The organism is Promicromonospora thailandica, from assembly GCF_024171955.1.
GTDB classification, from domain to species: Bacteria; Actinomycetota; Actinomycetes; order Actinomycetales; family Cellulomonadaceae; genus Promicromonospora; species Promicromonospora thailandica.
Window position 1 is genome coordinate 377,176 of sequence record NZ_JAMTCS010000002.1, and the last position, 15,953, is coordinate 393,128.

At 72.9% G+C, this 15,953-nt stretch carries 10 protein-coding genes; 5 read left to right on the plus strand and 5 right to left on the minus strand.

Features of this window, described 5'->3' with window-relative positions:
• The first annotated feature begins 56 nt into the window (after positions 1–56).
• Complete coding sequence (locus tag APR03_RS04825; RefSeq protein ID WP_253833280.1) at positions 57–1,655, plus strand: UxaA family hydrolase; 1,599 nt, start codon at positions 57–59, stop codon at positions 1,653–1,655.
• Positions 1,656–1,803: 148 nt separating this feature from the next.
• Here APR03_RS04825 and APR03_RS04830 read toward each other — a convergent pair whose 3' ends face one another.
• Genes APR03_RS04830 through APR03_RS04840 form a run of 3 tightly spaced genes read right to left on the minus strand, consistent with a single transcriptional unit; the run spans position 1,804 to position 7,765 of the window.
• A complete protein-coding gene (locus APR03_RS04830; RefSeq protein ID WP_253833281.1) occupies positions 1,804–4,026 on the minus strand; it encodes a discoidin domain-containing protein in 2,223 nt (740 codons plus the stop codon).
• The gene (locus APR03_RS04835; RefSeq protein ID WP_253833283.1) at positions 4,023–5,459 is read right to left on the minus strand and encodes a DUF1996 domain-containing protein; all 1,437 of its coding nucleotides are present in this window, start codon (positions 5,457–5,459) and stop codon (positions 4,023–4,025) included. The genes APR03_RS04830 and APR03_RS04835 overlap by 4 nt, the downstream gene beginning before the upstream one ends.
• A gap of 41 nt (positions 5,460–5,500) precedes the next feature.
• Positions 5,501–7,765, minus strand: a complete 2,265-nt coding sequence (locus tag APR03_RS04840; protein ID WP_253833284.1) for a discoidin domain-containing protein — start codon at positions 7,763–7,765, stop codon at positions 5,501–5,503.
• Positions 7,766–8,073: 308 nt separating this feature from the next.
• On the opposite strand from APR03_RS04840, the gene APR03_RS04845 reads away from it, so the two are divergent.
• Both APR03_RS04845 and APR03_RS24765 read left to right on the plus strand, forming a co-directional pair.
• Positions 8,074–9,120, plus strand: coding sequence for a LacI family DNA-binding transcriptional regulator (locus tag APR03_RS04845; protein WP_253833285.1), 1,047 nt, complete (start codon positions 8,074–8,076; stop codon positions 9,118–9,120).
• A gap of 235 nt (positions 9,121–9,355) precedes the next feature.
• On the plus strand, positions 9,356–10,294 hold the full coding sequence (locus APR03_RS24765) for a glycoside hydrolase family 19 protein (RefSeq protein WP_275977090.1): 939 nt from the start codon (positions 9,356–9,358) through the stop codon (positions 10,292–10,294).
• Between the two features lie 148 nt (positions 10,295–10,442).
• Here the strand turns inward: APR03_RS24765 and APR03_RS04860 are convergent, their stop codons facing one another.
• Positions 10,443–12,608 carry a hypothetical protein gene (locus APR03_RS04860; RefSeq protein WP_253833286.1) on the minus strand — a complete coding sequence of 722 codons (2,166 nt, stop codon included), beginning with the start codon at positions 12,606–12,608 and terminating at the stop codon, positions 10,443–10,445.
• 112 nt (positions 12,609–12,720) lie between these two features.
• Here APR03_RS04860 and APR03_RS04865 point away from each other — a divergent pair, with 112 nt between their 5' ends.
• Positions 12,721–13,776, plus strand: a complete 1,056-nt coding sequence (locus APR03_RS04865) for an aldo/keto reductase (protein WP_253833287.1) — start codon at positions 12,721–12,723, stop codon at positions 13,774–13,776.
• Between the two features lie 64 nt (positions 13,777–13,840).
• On the plus strand, positions 13,841–15,166 hold the full coding sequence (locus tag APR03_RS04870) for an NAD(P)/FAD-dependent oxidoreductase (protein ID WP_372494767.1): 1,326 nt from the start codon (positions 13,841–13,843) through the stop codon (positions 15,164–15,166).
• A gap of 3 nt (positions 15,167–15,169) precedes the next feature.
• Here the strand turns inward: APR03_RS04870 and APR03_RS04875 are convergent, their stop codons facing one another.
• Positions 15,170–15,901 carry a TetR/AcrR family transcriptional regulator gene (locus APR03_RS04875; protein WP_253833288.1) on the minus strand — a complete coding sequence of 244 codons (732 nt, stop codon included), beginning with the start codon at positions 15,899–15,901 and terminating at the stop codon, positions 15,170–15,172.
• Positions 15,902–15,953: the final 52 nt, after the last annotated feature.

The window sequence follows — 15,953 nt, forward strand, 5'->3', positions numbered from 1 at the left end:
CCCTCGGCGCAGGGGGGTCGTAGGATGAAACGGTTCAAAGAGGAGAGGTGCCAGAGGTGACACAGGATCTGCTCGTGCTCCGGGAGGGCGACGACGTCGCCGTCGCCACGCGGGACCTCGGCCCGGGGGACCAGGCCACGGTCCCCGGCGCCGGCCCGGTCGCCGTCGGGCAGCCGGTGCCACGCGGGCACAAGGTCGCCCTGCGGGCCGTCCCCGCCGGCGGGCAGGTGCACAAGTACGGGCAGGTCATCGGGGTCGCCACCGCCGACATCGCGCCCGGCGACCACGTGCACGCGCACAACCTGGGCTTCGAGGAGGGCGACCGTGAGGCGCCGCTCGGCGGCACGCACACCGACCTCACGGTGCCCGACGACGAGCCCCGGCCCACCTTCCGCGGCTACCGCAGGGCCGACGGGCGGGTGGGCACCCGCAACGTCGTCGCGATCCTGACCAGCGTGAACTGCTCGGCGTCCACCGCGAAGATGATCGCCGACCAGTTCCGGGGCACGGTCCTGGACGAGTTCGAGAACGTCGACGGCGTCATCGCCCTGACCCATACCTCGGGCTGCGGCCTGGTGCCCGACTCCGAGGGCGGCCAGGTGCTGCTCCGCACCCTGCGCGGGTACGCCGCCCACCCGAACGTCGCCGGCCTCCTCGTGCTGGGCCTGGGCTGCGAGATGGTGCCGGGCGCGGCGCTGTCGGCGCGCTCGGGCCAGGTGGCCGACCTCGGCATGCCCACGGTCGGCCCGCCCGACGACGCGAAGCAGGGCCTGCTCGCCGCGATCCCCGACGACACGGTCGTGCGGAGCCTGACCATCCAGGAGACCGGCGGCGTGCGGGCCTCGGTGCGGGCCGGCGTCGCCGCCGTCCGCGAGATGCTGCCGTTGGTGAACGCGCGCGAGCGGGTCGAGTGCGACGTGTCCGAGCTGGTGCTCGCCCTGAACTGCGGCGGGTCGGACGGCTACTCCGGCATCACCGCCAACCCCGCCCTCGGCTGGGCCTCGGACCGGCTGGTCGCCTACGGCGCCACGTCCGTGCTGGCCGAGACGCCCGAGGTCTACGGAGCCGAGCACCTGCTCACGGCCCGCGCGACCGGGCCGGCGGTGGCCAAGAAGCTGCTGGACCGCATCGACTGGTGGCGCGACTACGTCCGCGCGGGCGGGGGCACGCTGGACAACAACCCGTCGCCCGGCAACAAGGCCGGCGGCCTGACGACCATCCTGGAGAAGTCCCTCGGCGCGGTTGCCAAGGGCGGCCAGGCCGACCTCGGCGCCGTGTACGAGTACGCCGAACCGATCACCGAGCGCGGGTTCGGCTTCATGGACACCCCGGGCTACGACCCCGTGTCGGTGACGGGGCTGGTGGCGGGCGGCGCCAACGTCGTCGTCTTCACCACGGGCCGCGGGTCGGTCTTCGGGTGCCGCCCCACGCCGTCGATCAAGGTCGCGACCAACACGCCGATGTACTCGGTGATGTCCGAGGACATGGACCTGAACGCGGGCGTGATCGTGGACGGCACGGCGACCGTGGCCGAGGTGGGCCGGCAGATCTTCGACCGCATCCTCGCGGTCGCCTCGGGGGAGCGGACGGTCAGCGAGGAGCTCGAGATCGGTGCCGAGGAGTTCATCCCGTGGCACCTGGGCGCGGTCACCTGACCCCGCGAGATAGAACTGTGGCGAGATAGAACCAGGGCGAAGTAGAACCCCCGCGAAGTAGAACCGTAGCGAGATAGAACCGCAGGTAGCTGCGGTTCTATCTCGCTGCGGTTCTATCTCGCCCTGGTTCTACTTCGCGGGGGTGGGGTTATGGGTAGGTCACCACCTTTGCCGGGATCGTTTCCGTCCCGCTTGCCCGCGGGCCGACGCCGTTGATGACGTGCTCGTACGTGCCCACGCCGCCCAGCGACACCGTGAGCAGCGAGTGCATCCGCACGCCGGGCGTGACCGGCACCTCGAAGCCGTTGTCGGAGGTGATCGACGCGTCCGACGTGAACACGCAGTACGACCCCAGACCCCAGGCCTCGTGCTGCGTCACACCGTCCGCGACCTTGTAGGCGGCCCACCCGCGGATCCCGTCGTGGTTCCACGCCGCCTGGTTCGGCGGGTCGTACGGCAGCTCGTTCTGGTAGAAGATCGTGCGGCCGCGCTCCCCGGTCCACAGGGTGTTGTACTGCTGGTAGTGCTCGACGAAGAGGCCGTACCCGTCCACGTCGTCGCCGTTCACGACCAGGCCGTTGCGCGCCCGGTTCACGTCCCAGCCGACGCCGTCGCCGTGGTCGCCGCGCCATGACCAGATGTGGTCGACGATCGTGTCGTCCGCGTTCACGACGATCGCCTGGTCCACCCGGCCGACGTGCGCCCCGCCCACGCGCACGAACACGTCGTGCAGCGAGATCGGGTCGTCCGCGTGGTCCGCCGTCGACCCCGCCGTGCCCACGGTGAGCATCGAGGGCGACTCCGTGGCGCCGGCGTCGAACAGCACGCCCGCCACACGGACGCCGTCGACGTCGCCCACCCGCATCGCCGTCTGCCCGGCCGTCGGCACGATCGTGGCGTAACCGAGCCCGAGCACGACGGTGTCGGCGCGGTCCACCTCGATGGTCCCCGTCGTCTCGTAGACGCCCGGCGTGAGCAGCAGGTGCAGGCCCTGGTCCAGTGCCGCGTTGATCCGCTCGGCGGAGTCGCCGGGGCGGGCCACGTAGAACCGGTCCAGCGGGATCGAGGTGCCCGACGTCGTCCCGCCGTCCCACGTCGCACCCCGCGTCCCGGACCGTGCCGACGGTACGAACACCGCGTAGTCGTCCCCGTCGAGGTACAGGTACGGCTTCTCCCGGATGGTGCCCGTGGTGTCGAGCGTGGTCACGGCGGGTTCGGGGAACGACGTCGGCGGCGCGTTCTCGGTGCCGGAGAACACCATGTTCCACAGGGTCCCGGCCCAGCCGCCCGTGAGCGTCGAGTCGCGGGTGTACCACTGCTGCTGCGTCCAGGCGCGGACCTCGCCGTCGACCACGGAGTCGGCGATGTACCCGCCCGACGCCCAGCCGTACCGCGACGAGTGCAGCATGAGATTGCCGCGCACGTGCACGCGGCGCATCGGCGCGGCCTGGGAGACCGCCCACCGCATGTCGCCGCCCGACGGCGTCACCGCGAGGTTCTCGACCGAACGCCAGAAGTTCTGCGTGGCGTTGCCCTCGAACCACTCGGCGTCGGCCCAGACGCCGCCCGTGATGTTCACGTCGTCGGGTCGCGCACCGAGGCCGGAGATCGCGGTGTGGAACCCGGCGTTGACGTGCACGGGGTAGGTACCGGGCTCGAACAGGAGCTGGTGCCGCCCGTCGCCGAACTGGTCGGCCTCCTGCTGGTCGTAGACGGCGTCGACGGTGGCCTGGACCTGGTCGGCCGGCGTGTCCGGGCCGAACACGTGCACGTTGGGCCCGAGGTCACCGCCGCCCGGGATCGGGTCGCCGGGGTCGGTGGAGCCCTGACCCGTGAACACCTTCAGCTCGAACAGCGAGTAGCCGTACCCCGTGCCGCGCTCGGTGCCGGTCAGCCGCACGTGCCGGCCGGAGCCCCCGACGTCGAGCGACTGCGTACCGCCCGTGCCGTTCGTGACGGTCGCGAGCGTGCGCCACGTGGCGCCGTCGTCGGACGCCTCGACCCGGAAAGCCTTGCCGTACGCGGCCTCCCACACGAGCTCGACGCCGCACAGGTCCTGCACGGAGCCGAGGTCCACCCGGATCCACTGGGGGTCCGAGTGCTCGCTGCCCCAGCGCGTGCCCGGGTCGCCGTCGACCGCCAGCGCCGCGCCGAACGGGCCCTCGGTGGACGACGCGGTCGCCGTCCGCCCGAGCGCCGCGTTCGCGGTGCCGCACGCGGCGACCGCGGCCGCCGCGCCCGACGGCGCCGCTGCCGCCGCCGACACCGCCGACGGCGCCGCTGCCGCCGCCGTCAGCGGCGCCGCCACGCAGGCGGTGACCGCCGCGACGGCCAGCCAGGCACGGCCGGCCGTGGACGGGGCCGTCCTCACGAAGCCACCTCCTCGCGGGCGGCGGGCTCGGGCACGAGCTCGTAGTTCTGGTCGAGCACCGTGCCCCGGTGCGGCTTGTACAGGTCGTAGCCGCGCGGGTTGCACTGCAGGCCGCCGTTGATGCAGTGCTCCACCAGCCGGCGCAGCACCTCGGGGTCCCAGGCGTTGACGAAGTCGTAGTGCCACGACTGGTCGGAGCCGCTCACGAGCGCGACGTCGGACATGTCACCGCTGACCGGCCACGCGATCTTGAACTCCAGCATCGGCACGGCGACCGGGTGGCTCATGGGGCACTGGCCGTCGACGGGGTAGGCCATGTGCGAGCCATGACCCATGTGCGCCGACTCCTCGGGCGTCAGGTGCATCCCGTCCCAGCAGCTCGGCGCCTGGTAGCGGATGTTGAGCTGCGTGCCCTCGGGGCAGTAAGCCGGGATCTCCCAGCTCTTGGAGATGTCGCCGCACTCCCAGCCCTCGACGGCGCCCGGCGCGGTCCGGAACTCGTCGACCGTGGCCATCATGTCTCCGGTCACGAACTGGAGCCCCTCCGGGAAGGGCACCACGTCGGTGTAGTCGTCGATCCCGGACTTGTAGTACACGGTCATCGGGATGTTCGGCTCCACGGGTACACCGGCCTTGGTGATCGCCGGGAACCAGTAGGCCGAGTGGTCCTGCGGCACTGTGCAGGTGCTCTCGGGCATGGCGTGCAGGCTCGTCGGCGTCGTGAACGCGTCCGTCGACCGGTTGCCGATGAACGTGTGCAGGTGCGACCGGCCGGGCTGGTTGGGGTACACGATCGAGTCGTCCGGCAGGAAGTGCGAGAAGGTGCAGTTGGCCTGGAACTCGTGGTGCGTCACCTCGTCGTCCGGGAAGGGCGGCGGGTCTTCCGGGCCGCCCGCCTCGCCGTCGCCGAACACCTGGAGCTCCAGGAGCGAGTAGCCGTAGCCCGTGCCGCGCGCCGTGCCGACCATCTGCACGTACCGGCCGGTCGCGGTGACGTCGTACACCTCCGTGCCACCGTTGCCGGCCCCCTCGGTGGCCACCGTCGTCCAGCTCTGGGCGTCCTGCGAGACCTGCAGCGTGAACGCCGCGCCGTAGGCGGCCTCCCACTCCAGGGCGATGTGGTCCAGGGTGTAGGACCGCCCCAGGTCGATGCGGATCCACTCGTCGTCCGTGGGGTTGCTGGCCCAGCGCGTGCCGCGGTCGCCGTCGACGGCGAAGCGCGGGCCCAGCCCGCCGGACTCGGAGCTGGACGCCGCCGTGAGCGCGCCCTGGGACAGGAGCGTGTTCGGTTCGGCGGACGCCGTCGTGGCGCCCAGGGTGCTCGCCGCGCTCAGGGTCGAGGCGAGCAGGGCCGTGGCAAGGGCCGCCGCGAGGACGCGGGGCCGGTGGTCACGCGGTCTGACGGCGCGGGCAGTGCTGAGTGCTGTGCGCATGGTTCCTCCTTCGATAGTGGTGGTGTGCCGTGCTGACCCGGTCACCGCTGGTAGATCCCGACCTCGTACAGGGAGTAGCCCCACTCGGTGCCGCGCTCGGTGAGGTTCAGGCGCACGTACCGCCCGCGGGCGTCGACGTCGAGGCTGTCGACGCCGCCGTTGCCGCCCGTCACCGTGCGCACCGTGGTCCAGCTGCTCCCGTCGTCGGAGACCTGGACCTCGTAGGCCTTGCCGTAGGCCGTCTCCCACACGAGCTGGACGTGGTCGAAGGACTGGACGGAGCCCAGGTCCACCTGCCACCAGGCGGACGGCCCCCACTCGCTGGCCCACCGCGAGGTCGCGTCGCCGTCGACGGCGCGGCCCGGCGTCCAGTCGCCGTTCCACGGGTCGAAGCTCGACGCCGTCGCCGTCTTCCCGCGGGCGATGTTCGTCCCGTCGACCGGCGGCGCGACGACGCGGAACGAGCGTGTCTCCACGCCCACGTTCCCGTTGCCGTCCTCCGCGAAGACGTAGACCTTCCAGACGCCGAGCATCTCCGGCGCGGTGACCCGGAACGTCCCGGGCCCGGTCTGCGTGAACTGCGCCTGCGCGATGCCGCCCGCGCCGTTGACGTACTTGCTGTTCAGCATGACGTTCGCGTCGATCGCGTCGCCGTCCGGGTCGCTCACCGCGACGTCGACGGTGAACTCCCCGCCCGCCGCCACCGACGTCGAGCCGGGCACGGTCATCGACGTGATCCGCGGCGGGGTGTTCATCCCCGACGTGTCCACGCCCCAGGCGCGCGCGATCGAGTAGTAGCCGAGCCGCCGGTTGTCCCCCGGGATGACGTTGAACCACACGCCGCCGAAGTCGCCCTCGATACCGAAGTGGAAGAACGTGGCGCCCAGCGCGACGCCGTCGTGCTCGCGCAGGCACCGCCACGAGTCCACGTACGCCTGCTCCTTCTCCAGGTCGGACGGCTCCTCGGGCACGCCGTTCGCGTCGTCCGGCACCTCCCACTCACCGGCCGCGCCGCCCTCGGTGATCAGGTACGGCCGGTCGTAGCCGCCCTGTTCCCACGCCGTGGGCACGTTGCACAGGTCGCCGTACGCGTTGACCGACAGCAGGTCCAGGTCCGGGGCGTTGCGCTCGAAGTACGGCCAGGCGCCCACCCACGCGTCGGTGCTCGTGGTCGGGTGGTTCGGGTCGGCCTGGTGCACGGCCACGCTCACCTCGTTGACGAACGCCGCGTAGGCGTTGCGGATCTCCTCCAGCTCGGTGCCGGAGTAGCAGTTCTGCAGGCCCAGCAGCGACTCGTTGCCGATGTTCCACAGGAGCACGCCCGGGTGGTCCTTGTAGGCAGCGACCTGGCTCAGGATGTCCGCCTTGGTGTTCGCCTTGTACGTCTCGTCCGTGCGGTAGTCGATGCAGCCGCCCGACCCGGGCCCGCCACCGGGCAGCAGCCAGAAGCCCATCACCACGCGGACGTCGTGCTCGGCCGCCGCGTCGAGCAGCTCGCGGGTGTCCGCGCCGGTGCCCCACGTGCGGATCGTGTTGGCGTTCATCGCCGTCAGGGTCGGCAGGTAGTGGTCCGCCGCGCTGAACGCCGGACCCCACGTGAACCCGCGCACGGTGTACGGCTGCCCGTCGACGCGCAGGTCCCAGTCGCCGTTGCCGCCCACCACCTCGACCGTGCTGGCGCCCGAGTCGCGCACGGGGACGTTCGGGTGCCCGGGGTCCACGTAGTCCGGGCCGCCCGGATCGCCGGGGTCGCCCGGGTCGGTGCTGCCGCCGGCCTCGCCGAACACGCGCAGCTCCCACAGCGAGTTGCCGTAGCCGCCCGACCGCGCGGTGGACAGCAGGCGCACGTGGCGGGCCGTCGCCTCCACGTCGAACGTGTCCGTACCGCCGTCGCCCGAGCTCGTCGAGTACACCGTCTCCCACGACGATCCGTCGGCCGAGACCTGGAACTGGTACGTGGTCGAGTACGCCGACTCCCAGACCAGCTCGACGCGGTCCAGCGTCGCGGCCCGGCCCAGGTCGACCCGGATCCACTGCGGGTCGCTGAACTCGCTCGCCCAGCGCGTGCCGAGGTCGCCGTCGACGGCGGCGCTCGCGGGCGTGTAGTCGGGGTTCTCCTCGGAGGAGGCGGTGGCGGTGCGGCCCTGCGACAGCAGGACCGGCTCCGCCTGTGCGGTGGTGGCCGGCACGACGAGCGCCGCCGCGGCCAGGAGGCCGGCCGCCAGGGTGGCGGCGCCGGCGCGCCTGCCACGCCTGCGCCGCACGGCCCGGGCGCCGGTGGGTCCGGTGGGTCCGGTGGTGGTCATGGTGTTCCTCTCCGTCCGCTCGTCGGCCCGTGCGAGGGCCGGGGCGCGGTTCGTCGTTGAGCCTGCGCTCGCGGCGCTCCGGTGCGTCGCGAGTTGGGAGAGCGCTCTTACCCGCCTCATCCTCGACCTGCGCCGAGGCCAGCGTCAAGGGTCCGGACCGTGTCGGGGCACCCACTCTTGATGCTCGCCAATCGTTTTTCCAGGGATTTCAGGCTGTTTGGCCGTGCGGGTGTGCTCGGGCGAATCTGCTTCCGCCTCACCCCGCGACCACCCTGTGGAGAGCGCTCTCACTCTGTTACCGTCGCTCTGTGAGCAAGGACCTGCGGCGCGCTGCGCCGACCCTGGAGGACGTGGCGAAGGTCGCCGGCGTCTCGCGCGCGACCGTGTCCCGCGTGATCAACGGCAAGCGCAAGGTCGCGCCCGCGGTCCAGGAGGTCGTGCTGGAGGCGGTGGCCGAGACGGGCTACGTGCCCAACCGGGCCGCGCGGTCCCTCGTCACGCGGCGCACGGGCACGGTCGCCGTCGTCATCTCGGGTGCCGACGCCGACCCCGACGGCGAGCTCGACCTGTCCGGCGTCTTCTCGGACCCGTTCTTCGGCCGGGTGGTCGGGTCGCTCGTGCGCACCCTGCGGCCGCACGACGTGCACCCCGTGCTGATGTTCGCCGACGACGAGCAGACCCGCGCCCAGGTCGTCTCCTACCTGCGGTTCGGCAACGCGGACGGGGCGCTCCTGGTGTCCACCTACGCCGACGACCCGCTGCCCGAGGCGCTCATCGGCACCGGCAGCCCCATCGTGCTCTTCGCCCGGCCGAGCCACCCGATCCCGGCGAGCTACGTGGACCTCGCCAACGCGGACGGCGCCCGCCTGGCCGCCAACCACCTGCTCGACCGCGGCTGCCGCACGCTCGGCGTGATCTCGGGTCCGCTCGACGTGCCCTCCGCGCGCGACCGGCTCGACGGCTTCCGCGACGCCGCCGCCCGCCGGGGGCACGCGTTCGTGCCGAGCGTGGCGGGATCGTTCACGTTCGAGAGCGGCGAGACGGCGATGACCGAGCTGCTCGCCGCCACCCCGGACCTCGACGGTGTGTTCGTCTCGAACGACCTCATGGCGCAGGGGGCGATCCATGTGCTCCAGGAGCACGGGCGGCGCGTGCCCGACGACGTCGCGATCGTCGGCTTCGACGACAGCCCCGTCGCGCTGCAGACCCGGCCACGGCTGACGACCGTGCGCCAGCCTGTGGAGCAGATGGCCCAGGAGATGGCGCGCATGCTGCTGGAGCAGATCGACGCCGACGAGCCGGCGGTGCGCTCGTCGATCTTCGAGCCGGTTCTGGTGGTGCGCGACTCGGCCTGACGGGGTCAGCCGGACATGTTCGATGACTTAACACGTCCTGCGGACGTGTTAAAAAAAGCGCGAAAATCTAACACGTCGCGCTGCGGACGCTTCCCCGGGCTCGAGGCAGAGGCCATCCCGTACGGGTCGTGCGTGTGGAAATCCCTCACTCCCTGGGGCGACGCACCTTGCTAGGTTCCTGAACAAATCGGCCGCGGAGTCCGGCGGCCCAGGACCCGAAGCGAGGTGGTTCCCCATGAGATCTCGTCGCATACCGCTCTTCGTCGCAAGCCTTGTCGCTGCCCTCCTGACCACAGGTGCCGTGGCCGTCCCCGGTGCGGCCGCGCCCGTCGCCCCGGTGGCGCCGGCCGCCGTCGCCGACTGCAGCGCCCCCGCGTGGAGCAGCACCGCCGTGTACGTGGGCGGCAACCTGGTCACCCACGCGGGTGCCTCCTGGCGGGCCAAGTGGTGGACCCAGGGCGAGACGCCCGGTACCACCGGCGAGTGGGGGGTGTGGGAGCGGGTCGGCACGTGCGGCGGCGGCCCGACCGACCCGACGGACCCGCCCGGCACCGAGGACTTCCCGGTGAGCCAGGCGCAGTTCAACCAGTTCTTCCCGAACCGGAACTCGTTCTACACCTACCAGGGGCTGATCGACGCGCTGAGCGCCTACCCCGGCTTCGCGAACAGCGGCAGCGAGACCGTGCAGAAGCGGGAGGCCGCGGCCTTCCTCGCCAACGTCTCCCACGAGACCGGCGGGCTCGTCCACATCGTCGAGCAGAACACGGCCAACTACCCGCACTACTGCGACCGGAACCAGCCGTACGGCTGCCCGGCGGGCCAGGACCAGTACTACGGCCGCGGCCCTGTCCAGCTCAGCTGGAACTTCAACTACAAGGCGGCGGGTGACGCCCTCGGCATCGACCTGCTGAACAACCCGAGCCTGGTCGCGACCAACTCGGCCATCGCCTGGAAGACCGGCCTCTGGTACTGGAACACCCAGAACGGTCCGGGCACCATGACGCCGCACAACGCCATCGTGAACGGTGCCGGGTTCGGCGAGACGATCCGCAGCATCAACGGCTCGATCGAGTGCAACGGCGGCAACCCCGCCCAGGTGCAGAGCCGCGTCGACACCTACCTGCGCTTCACGAGCGCGCTGGGTGTGGACCCCGGCGGCAACCTGTACTGCTGAGCCGGGCCGTTCCCTGGTGCGCGTGGCGCACCAGGGAACGGCAGGTCCGTGGGCATGTCGGTGGGCAAGGAGAGCGCGGCGACTAGGTTCATCCAGAGAGGGTGAGAAGGAAGCCGCCGCATGGCCTCGCCCGGCCCCGACCCTAGCGTCAGGAGGGCACGAGGTCGAGCAGGTTCTCGGGCGTCACGACGCGGGAGCCCTCGGGCAGGCCCTCCGGGGCGGCGAACCCGAGGTAGGTCACCGGACCCGGGCCGGTGGGCACGCCGTCGTGCACCGGCACGCCGTCGGTCTCGAGCAGGTCCGCCAGGTACCGCACGGTCACATGGCGGCGCGCGATCGCGTCCCGCAGCAGCGTGCGCGTGGTGACCCGGTGGCCCTCGACCGTGTTGAGGCCCGAGGCACCGCGCGGGTTGAGGTGCAGCCAGAGCGCCTCCCATCCCGCGGGCCCGCGCAGGAACGCCATCGGGATCAGCACACGGCCCGCACCGCCCAGGTCCGACTTCATGCGCACCGTCGCGGGCTCGAACGGCAGGCCCGCCTGCGCGCGGTCGCGGGACATGAACCCGAAGAAGCCCTCGGCGAGCTGGTCGAAGGTCTCGCCGGAGTACACGTGTACCTGGGGCACCACCACGTCCCGGCGGATCGCGGAGATCCGCACGTCCACGAGCTCGGTCGCGCCGTCGGGGGCCTCGGTGAGGTCGCCGGAGTGCACGAACCCCTCGCCCCGCAGCCGCGTCCAGGACACGTGCTCGGCGGTCGTCAGCCCGCGGTCGAGGAGCAGGCAGGACAGGTCGAGGTCCGTGTCCCGGCTCGCCTGCCGCCAGTGCACGAAGAACCGCAGGCTGTCGCCCGTCACGGGGGTGCGCGACCCGCGCGGCAGCAGGCCGACGCCGCCCGGACGGGCGCGACCGGACAGCGGCAGCGCCACGCCCAGGAGGTCCGGGTCGACGACGAGCTCGCCCGGCCGGGGCAGGCGCCGGAGCACCTCGGCGTCGCAGGCCCCCACCAGGTCGGCGAGCGCGCCGTCGGGCAGGGGCGCGCGGGTGTCGGGAGCGCTCCACCCGCCGCCGGCCCGGTTGACGAACAGCCGCCGGCCGGCGGACCCGAGCCGGGCCCGGTCGCCGAGATGCTCGCGGAGCCCCAGCACCACGCGGCCGGCGACGTCGGGCAGGGCCTTCTCGACGGCGGCGACCACGGCGGCGGCCTCGGCGTCGTCGGCCGCCGTGCGCAGCAGGTGGTCCACGCGGCGCACCAGCATCCCGGGCGCGACCGTGAGCAGGCCCAGCGCCTCGTCGCGCGCGCCCGTCGCGAGCGACCGCTCGACGCGGGCCGCGAGCGACGCCGCCCCCTCCGCGCCGCGGGCCACGGCGAACACACGCGCGGCCGACGGCGTCCCCGGGTGCTCGTGCGGGTGGAGCCGCTCACCCAGCCGCTTCCACGCCTCGCGGTGCCGCGCGACGTCGCCCAGCCTGGCGGGGGAGTCGCCGACCACGCGGTCCAGGGCGCCGAGCAGGGTGCGGCGCACGGGCCGGGGCAGCGAGCGGAACCGGGTGGGCGTCTCCAGGGTGACGTCCCCGCCGGACAGCGCGCACGCCAGCCGCAGCACGTCGGTCACCGTGTCCACCTGCGGCTCGCGCCCGTACAGCACGTGGGCCGCGTTGACGACGGCGCGGGCCGTCCGCACCGGGACCGCCGCGGGCTGCTCCATGGACCCGCAGTGGCCGGCCAGCAGCGTGAGGGCCGCGAGGTCGTCGTCCGACAGGGGCGTGGTGCTACCGGCCAGGTGCAGGTAGAGCCGGTGGGCCTCCTCGTCGAGCGTGCCGCCCACGTCCAGCACGGTGCGCCGGTCGGTGAGGGCGGGCAGGAGCTCGTCGTGCGCCGCGACCATCTCCTCGTAGGTGTGCTGGTAGCGGCCGTAGCGCGGCAGGCTGAGCAGGTTCGTCGCCCCGCGCGCGAGGACCTCCTCGGCCCGCTCGGCGGACGGCGTGCCGCGCAGCGCGTCCCGGAGGCACGAGACCCAGAAGTCGAGGGTGTCGGGCACGTTGTCGGGGAAGCTCTCGAAGTAGGCGGTGTGCTGCACGTGGTCCCCGACGGCCTCGCGCACGACGCCGAGCACCCGGACGGCGACCAGCCGGGCGTCCTGCGGAGCCAGGGAGCCGACGTAGCCCAGCAGCCGGCCCGACGCGGCGAACCCGGAGCGGAGGAGCACGCCGTCGAACCGGCGTGCGACGGACGCCGCGTCGCCGGCCGAGACCTCGGTGAGCGGCACACGCCACGTCCGGCGCACCACCAGGTCGAAGATCTGCTGAGACATGAGGCGCATCGTGGCACAGGAGAGCCGCAGAACGGACATGTCGGACTCTCTGGCGACCGGCGGGTCGCGGGCGGTGTCCGGAGCGCCGTGCCGGGCGTGCCACGATGGCGCCATGCCTCTCGCACCCCGGTACCTCGCCGCCGAGGACCGTTACGACTCCATGCAGTACCGCCGCACCGGCCGGTCGGGGCTCGACCTCCCCGCGCTGTCCCTCGGCCTCTGGCACAACTTCGGCGACACCAGCCCGTTCGACACCCAGCGCGCCGTCCTGCGTCGCGCCCTCGACCTGGGCGTGACGCACCTCGACCTGGCCAACAACTACGGCCCGCCGTACGGCTCCGCCGAGCAGAACTTCGGGCGGCACCTCGCCGCGGACCTGCGGCCCTACCGGGACGAGCTCGTGCTGTCCACGAAGGCCGGCTACGACATGTGGCCCGGCCCCTACGGCGACCACGGGTCGCGCAAGTACCTGCTCGCCTCGCTCGACCAGTCGCTCGGCCGCATGGGCCTCGACTACGTCGACATCTTCTACCACCACCGTCCCGACCCCTCGACACCGCTCGAGGAGACCATGGGTGCGCTGGCCACCGCGGTCCGGCAGGGCAAGGCCCTCTACGCGGGCGTCTCGAACTACTCGCCCGCCCGCACACGGGACGCCGCCCGGATCCTGGCCGACCTCGGCGTGCCGCTGCTCATCCACCAGCCCTCCTACTCGATGTTCAACCGGCACATCGAGGACCCCGCGCACGACGACGCCTACGACGGACCCCAGAGCGAGTCCCTGCTCGACGTCGTCGGCGAGCTCGGGATCGGCACCATCGTCTTCTCGCCCCTGCAGCAGGGCCTGCTCACCAGCAAGTACCTCGCCGGCGCGGTCCCCGAGGGGTCCCGGGCGGCCCGCTCCGACTCGCCCTTCCTCTCGTCGGCCGCCCTCACCGACGACTACCTGCGGCGGGCCAGGGCGCTCGACGAGATCGCGGCCGGCCGCGGGCAGACCCTCGCTCAGCTCGCCCTCGCCTGGGTGCTGCGCGACGAGCGCGTCACCTCCGCCCTCGTCGGCGCCTCCTCCGTCGCCCAGCTCGAGGACAACGTCGCGGCGCTCGCGGCAGGCCCGCTGAGCGACGACGAGATCGCCGCGATCGAGCCCCTGGCGCGTCCGCTCGGCTGACGCCCCGGGAGTGACGGATCCCACACCCTGAGTTCGCAGTCATTTCACGAGGAGGTCGCGCCGAATCCCCCCGGCGGGCGGACGATGGGCACATCGCCGCTCGACGGGGAGAGGCGCGGGAAGGGGCTGCACGCGCGCGAGAGGGAGCAACAACGTGCCAGACACGAAGAACGTCGTCATCGTCGGGGCCGGCATGGTCGGCCTCGCCACCGCGTGGCACCTGCAGGAGCGCGGGGTGGAGGTGACGATCCTCGACCGGCGCGGCGTCGCCGCCGGGGCCTCGTGGGGCAACGCGGGATGGCTCACCCCCGGCATGGCGATGCCGCTGGCCGACCCGTCCCTCTGGGCCTACGGCCCGAAGGCGATGCTCGACCCCGACGCCGCCCTCAGCGTCCCCTTCCGCTTCGACGGCGCCCTGTGGGCCTTCGTCGCGCGGTTCATGGCGCACGCGACGCCGAGCGCCTGGCGGCGGGCCATGGACGCGCTCACCCCGATCGACCGGGTGGCGCTCGAGGCCTACGACGAGCTCGAGGCCGGCGGCGTGCACGCCACGTCGTACCCCAGCCGCTGGGTGATCGGCTTCGAGAAGGAGCGGGAGTCGGTCCCGTTCGTCCACGAGCTGCGCAACGTCGCCAAGGCCGGCCAGGAGATCAGTCTCAGGCGCCTGCCCGACGGCGTCCGCGTGCCGCACCTCTCCCCGGCCGTGCGGTCCACCTGGGAGCTCGGCGGGCAGCGGTACATCGAGCCCGGCCCGTACGTCGAGGCGCTCGCGACGTCGGTCAGCGCGCGGGGCGCCAAGGTGCTCACCGACGCCCGGGTCACGGCAGTCCGCGCCGTGCCCGGCGGCACCGAGGTCGAGGTGCAGGGCCACGACACCCTGCGGGCCGACGCCGTCGTGGTCGCCACGGGCGCCTGGCTCCCCGACCTGGTGCGCCCGCTGGGCGTCCGCACCCGGGTGCAGGCCGGGCGCGGCTACTCGTTCAGCGTGCCGGTCGACGGTCCGCCCATCGACCACCCGGTGTACTTCCCGGCCCGGCGTGTGGCCTGCACCCCGTACCAGGGGCGGCTGCGGGTCGCGGGCACCATGGAGTTCCGCGGTCCCGACGAACCCTTCCAGCCCGGCCGGGTCCGCGCCATCGTGAGCTCCGTGCGTGGGCTGTTCGAGGGCGTCGACCTGGACGACCGTGCCGACGAGTGGGTCGGCTCGCGGCCGGTCACGCCCGACGGCCTGCCGTTGGTGGGCCGCACCGCCGCACCCGGCGTCTTCGTGGCGGGCGGGCACGGCATGTGGGGCATCGTGCTGGGGCCGGCGACGGGACGCGCGCTCGCCGAGCAGATCACCACGGGGCACACGCCGCGCGAGATCCTGCCCTTCGACCCGCTGCGCTGACGCTCAGCGCGCCTCGCGCTGCGCCAGCCGCTCGAGCCCGTCCAGGATGAGATCGAGGCCGAACTCGAACTCGGTCTGGTCGTCGCACCAGCCCAGGGTCGATTCCGGGTCCTCGTGCGCGACCTCCGCGAGCATCGCCACGATGTGCGGGGCCTCGTCCGCCATCCGGGCGAGCAGGGCCTCGTCGTCGGCGGTGGGGGCCGGGTCGCCGCCGGGCCCGCTCGGGTCGAAGAGCTCCTGGGAGAAGCCGAGCGCCCGGCTGCCCAGGGCGTGCATGGCGTGGTGCACCAGGTCGTACGACAGCCCGCCGCGGCGCAGGAGCGCGACGAGCGCGTCGTGGTAGCGCACGACGTGCGGGCTGAAGCCCGTGCGTGTCTCGAGCACCGCCGGCGCCCACGGATGGCGCAGCAGCACGGAGCGCGCCGTGAGGATGCGGCGGCGCAGCGCGTGCTTCCAGTCCGACGGCGGTGTGTCCTCCGGCGCCGGCTCGATCCCGGCGACGGCCGCCTGGATCTCCTGCACGACGAGGTCGGTCACCCCGTCGAGCAGGTCCTCCTTGCTGGCGACGTGGTGGTACAGCGACATCGCCTCGATCCCGAGCTCGCGGGCCAGGCTGCGCATCGTGAGCGCCCCGACGCCCTCCCGGTCGGCCAGCGCGACGGCGGACGCGAGCACCCGGGCGCGCGTCAGCGTGCTGCGCGCGGTCTGCGAGGTGCTCGTCTGCGGGGTGCTCATCGTCTCGCGATCCTACGTCGGTCTCACCCTTGACGGCCCCCGCCCCCGGGCC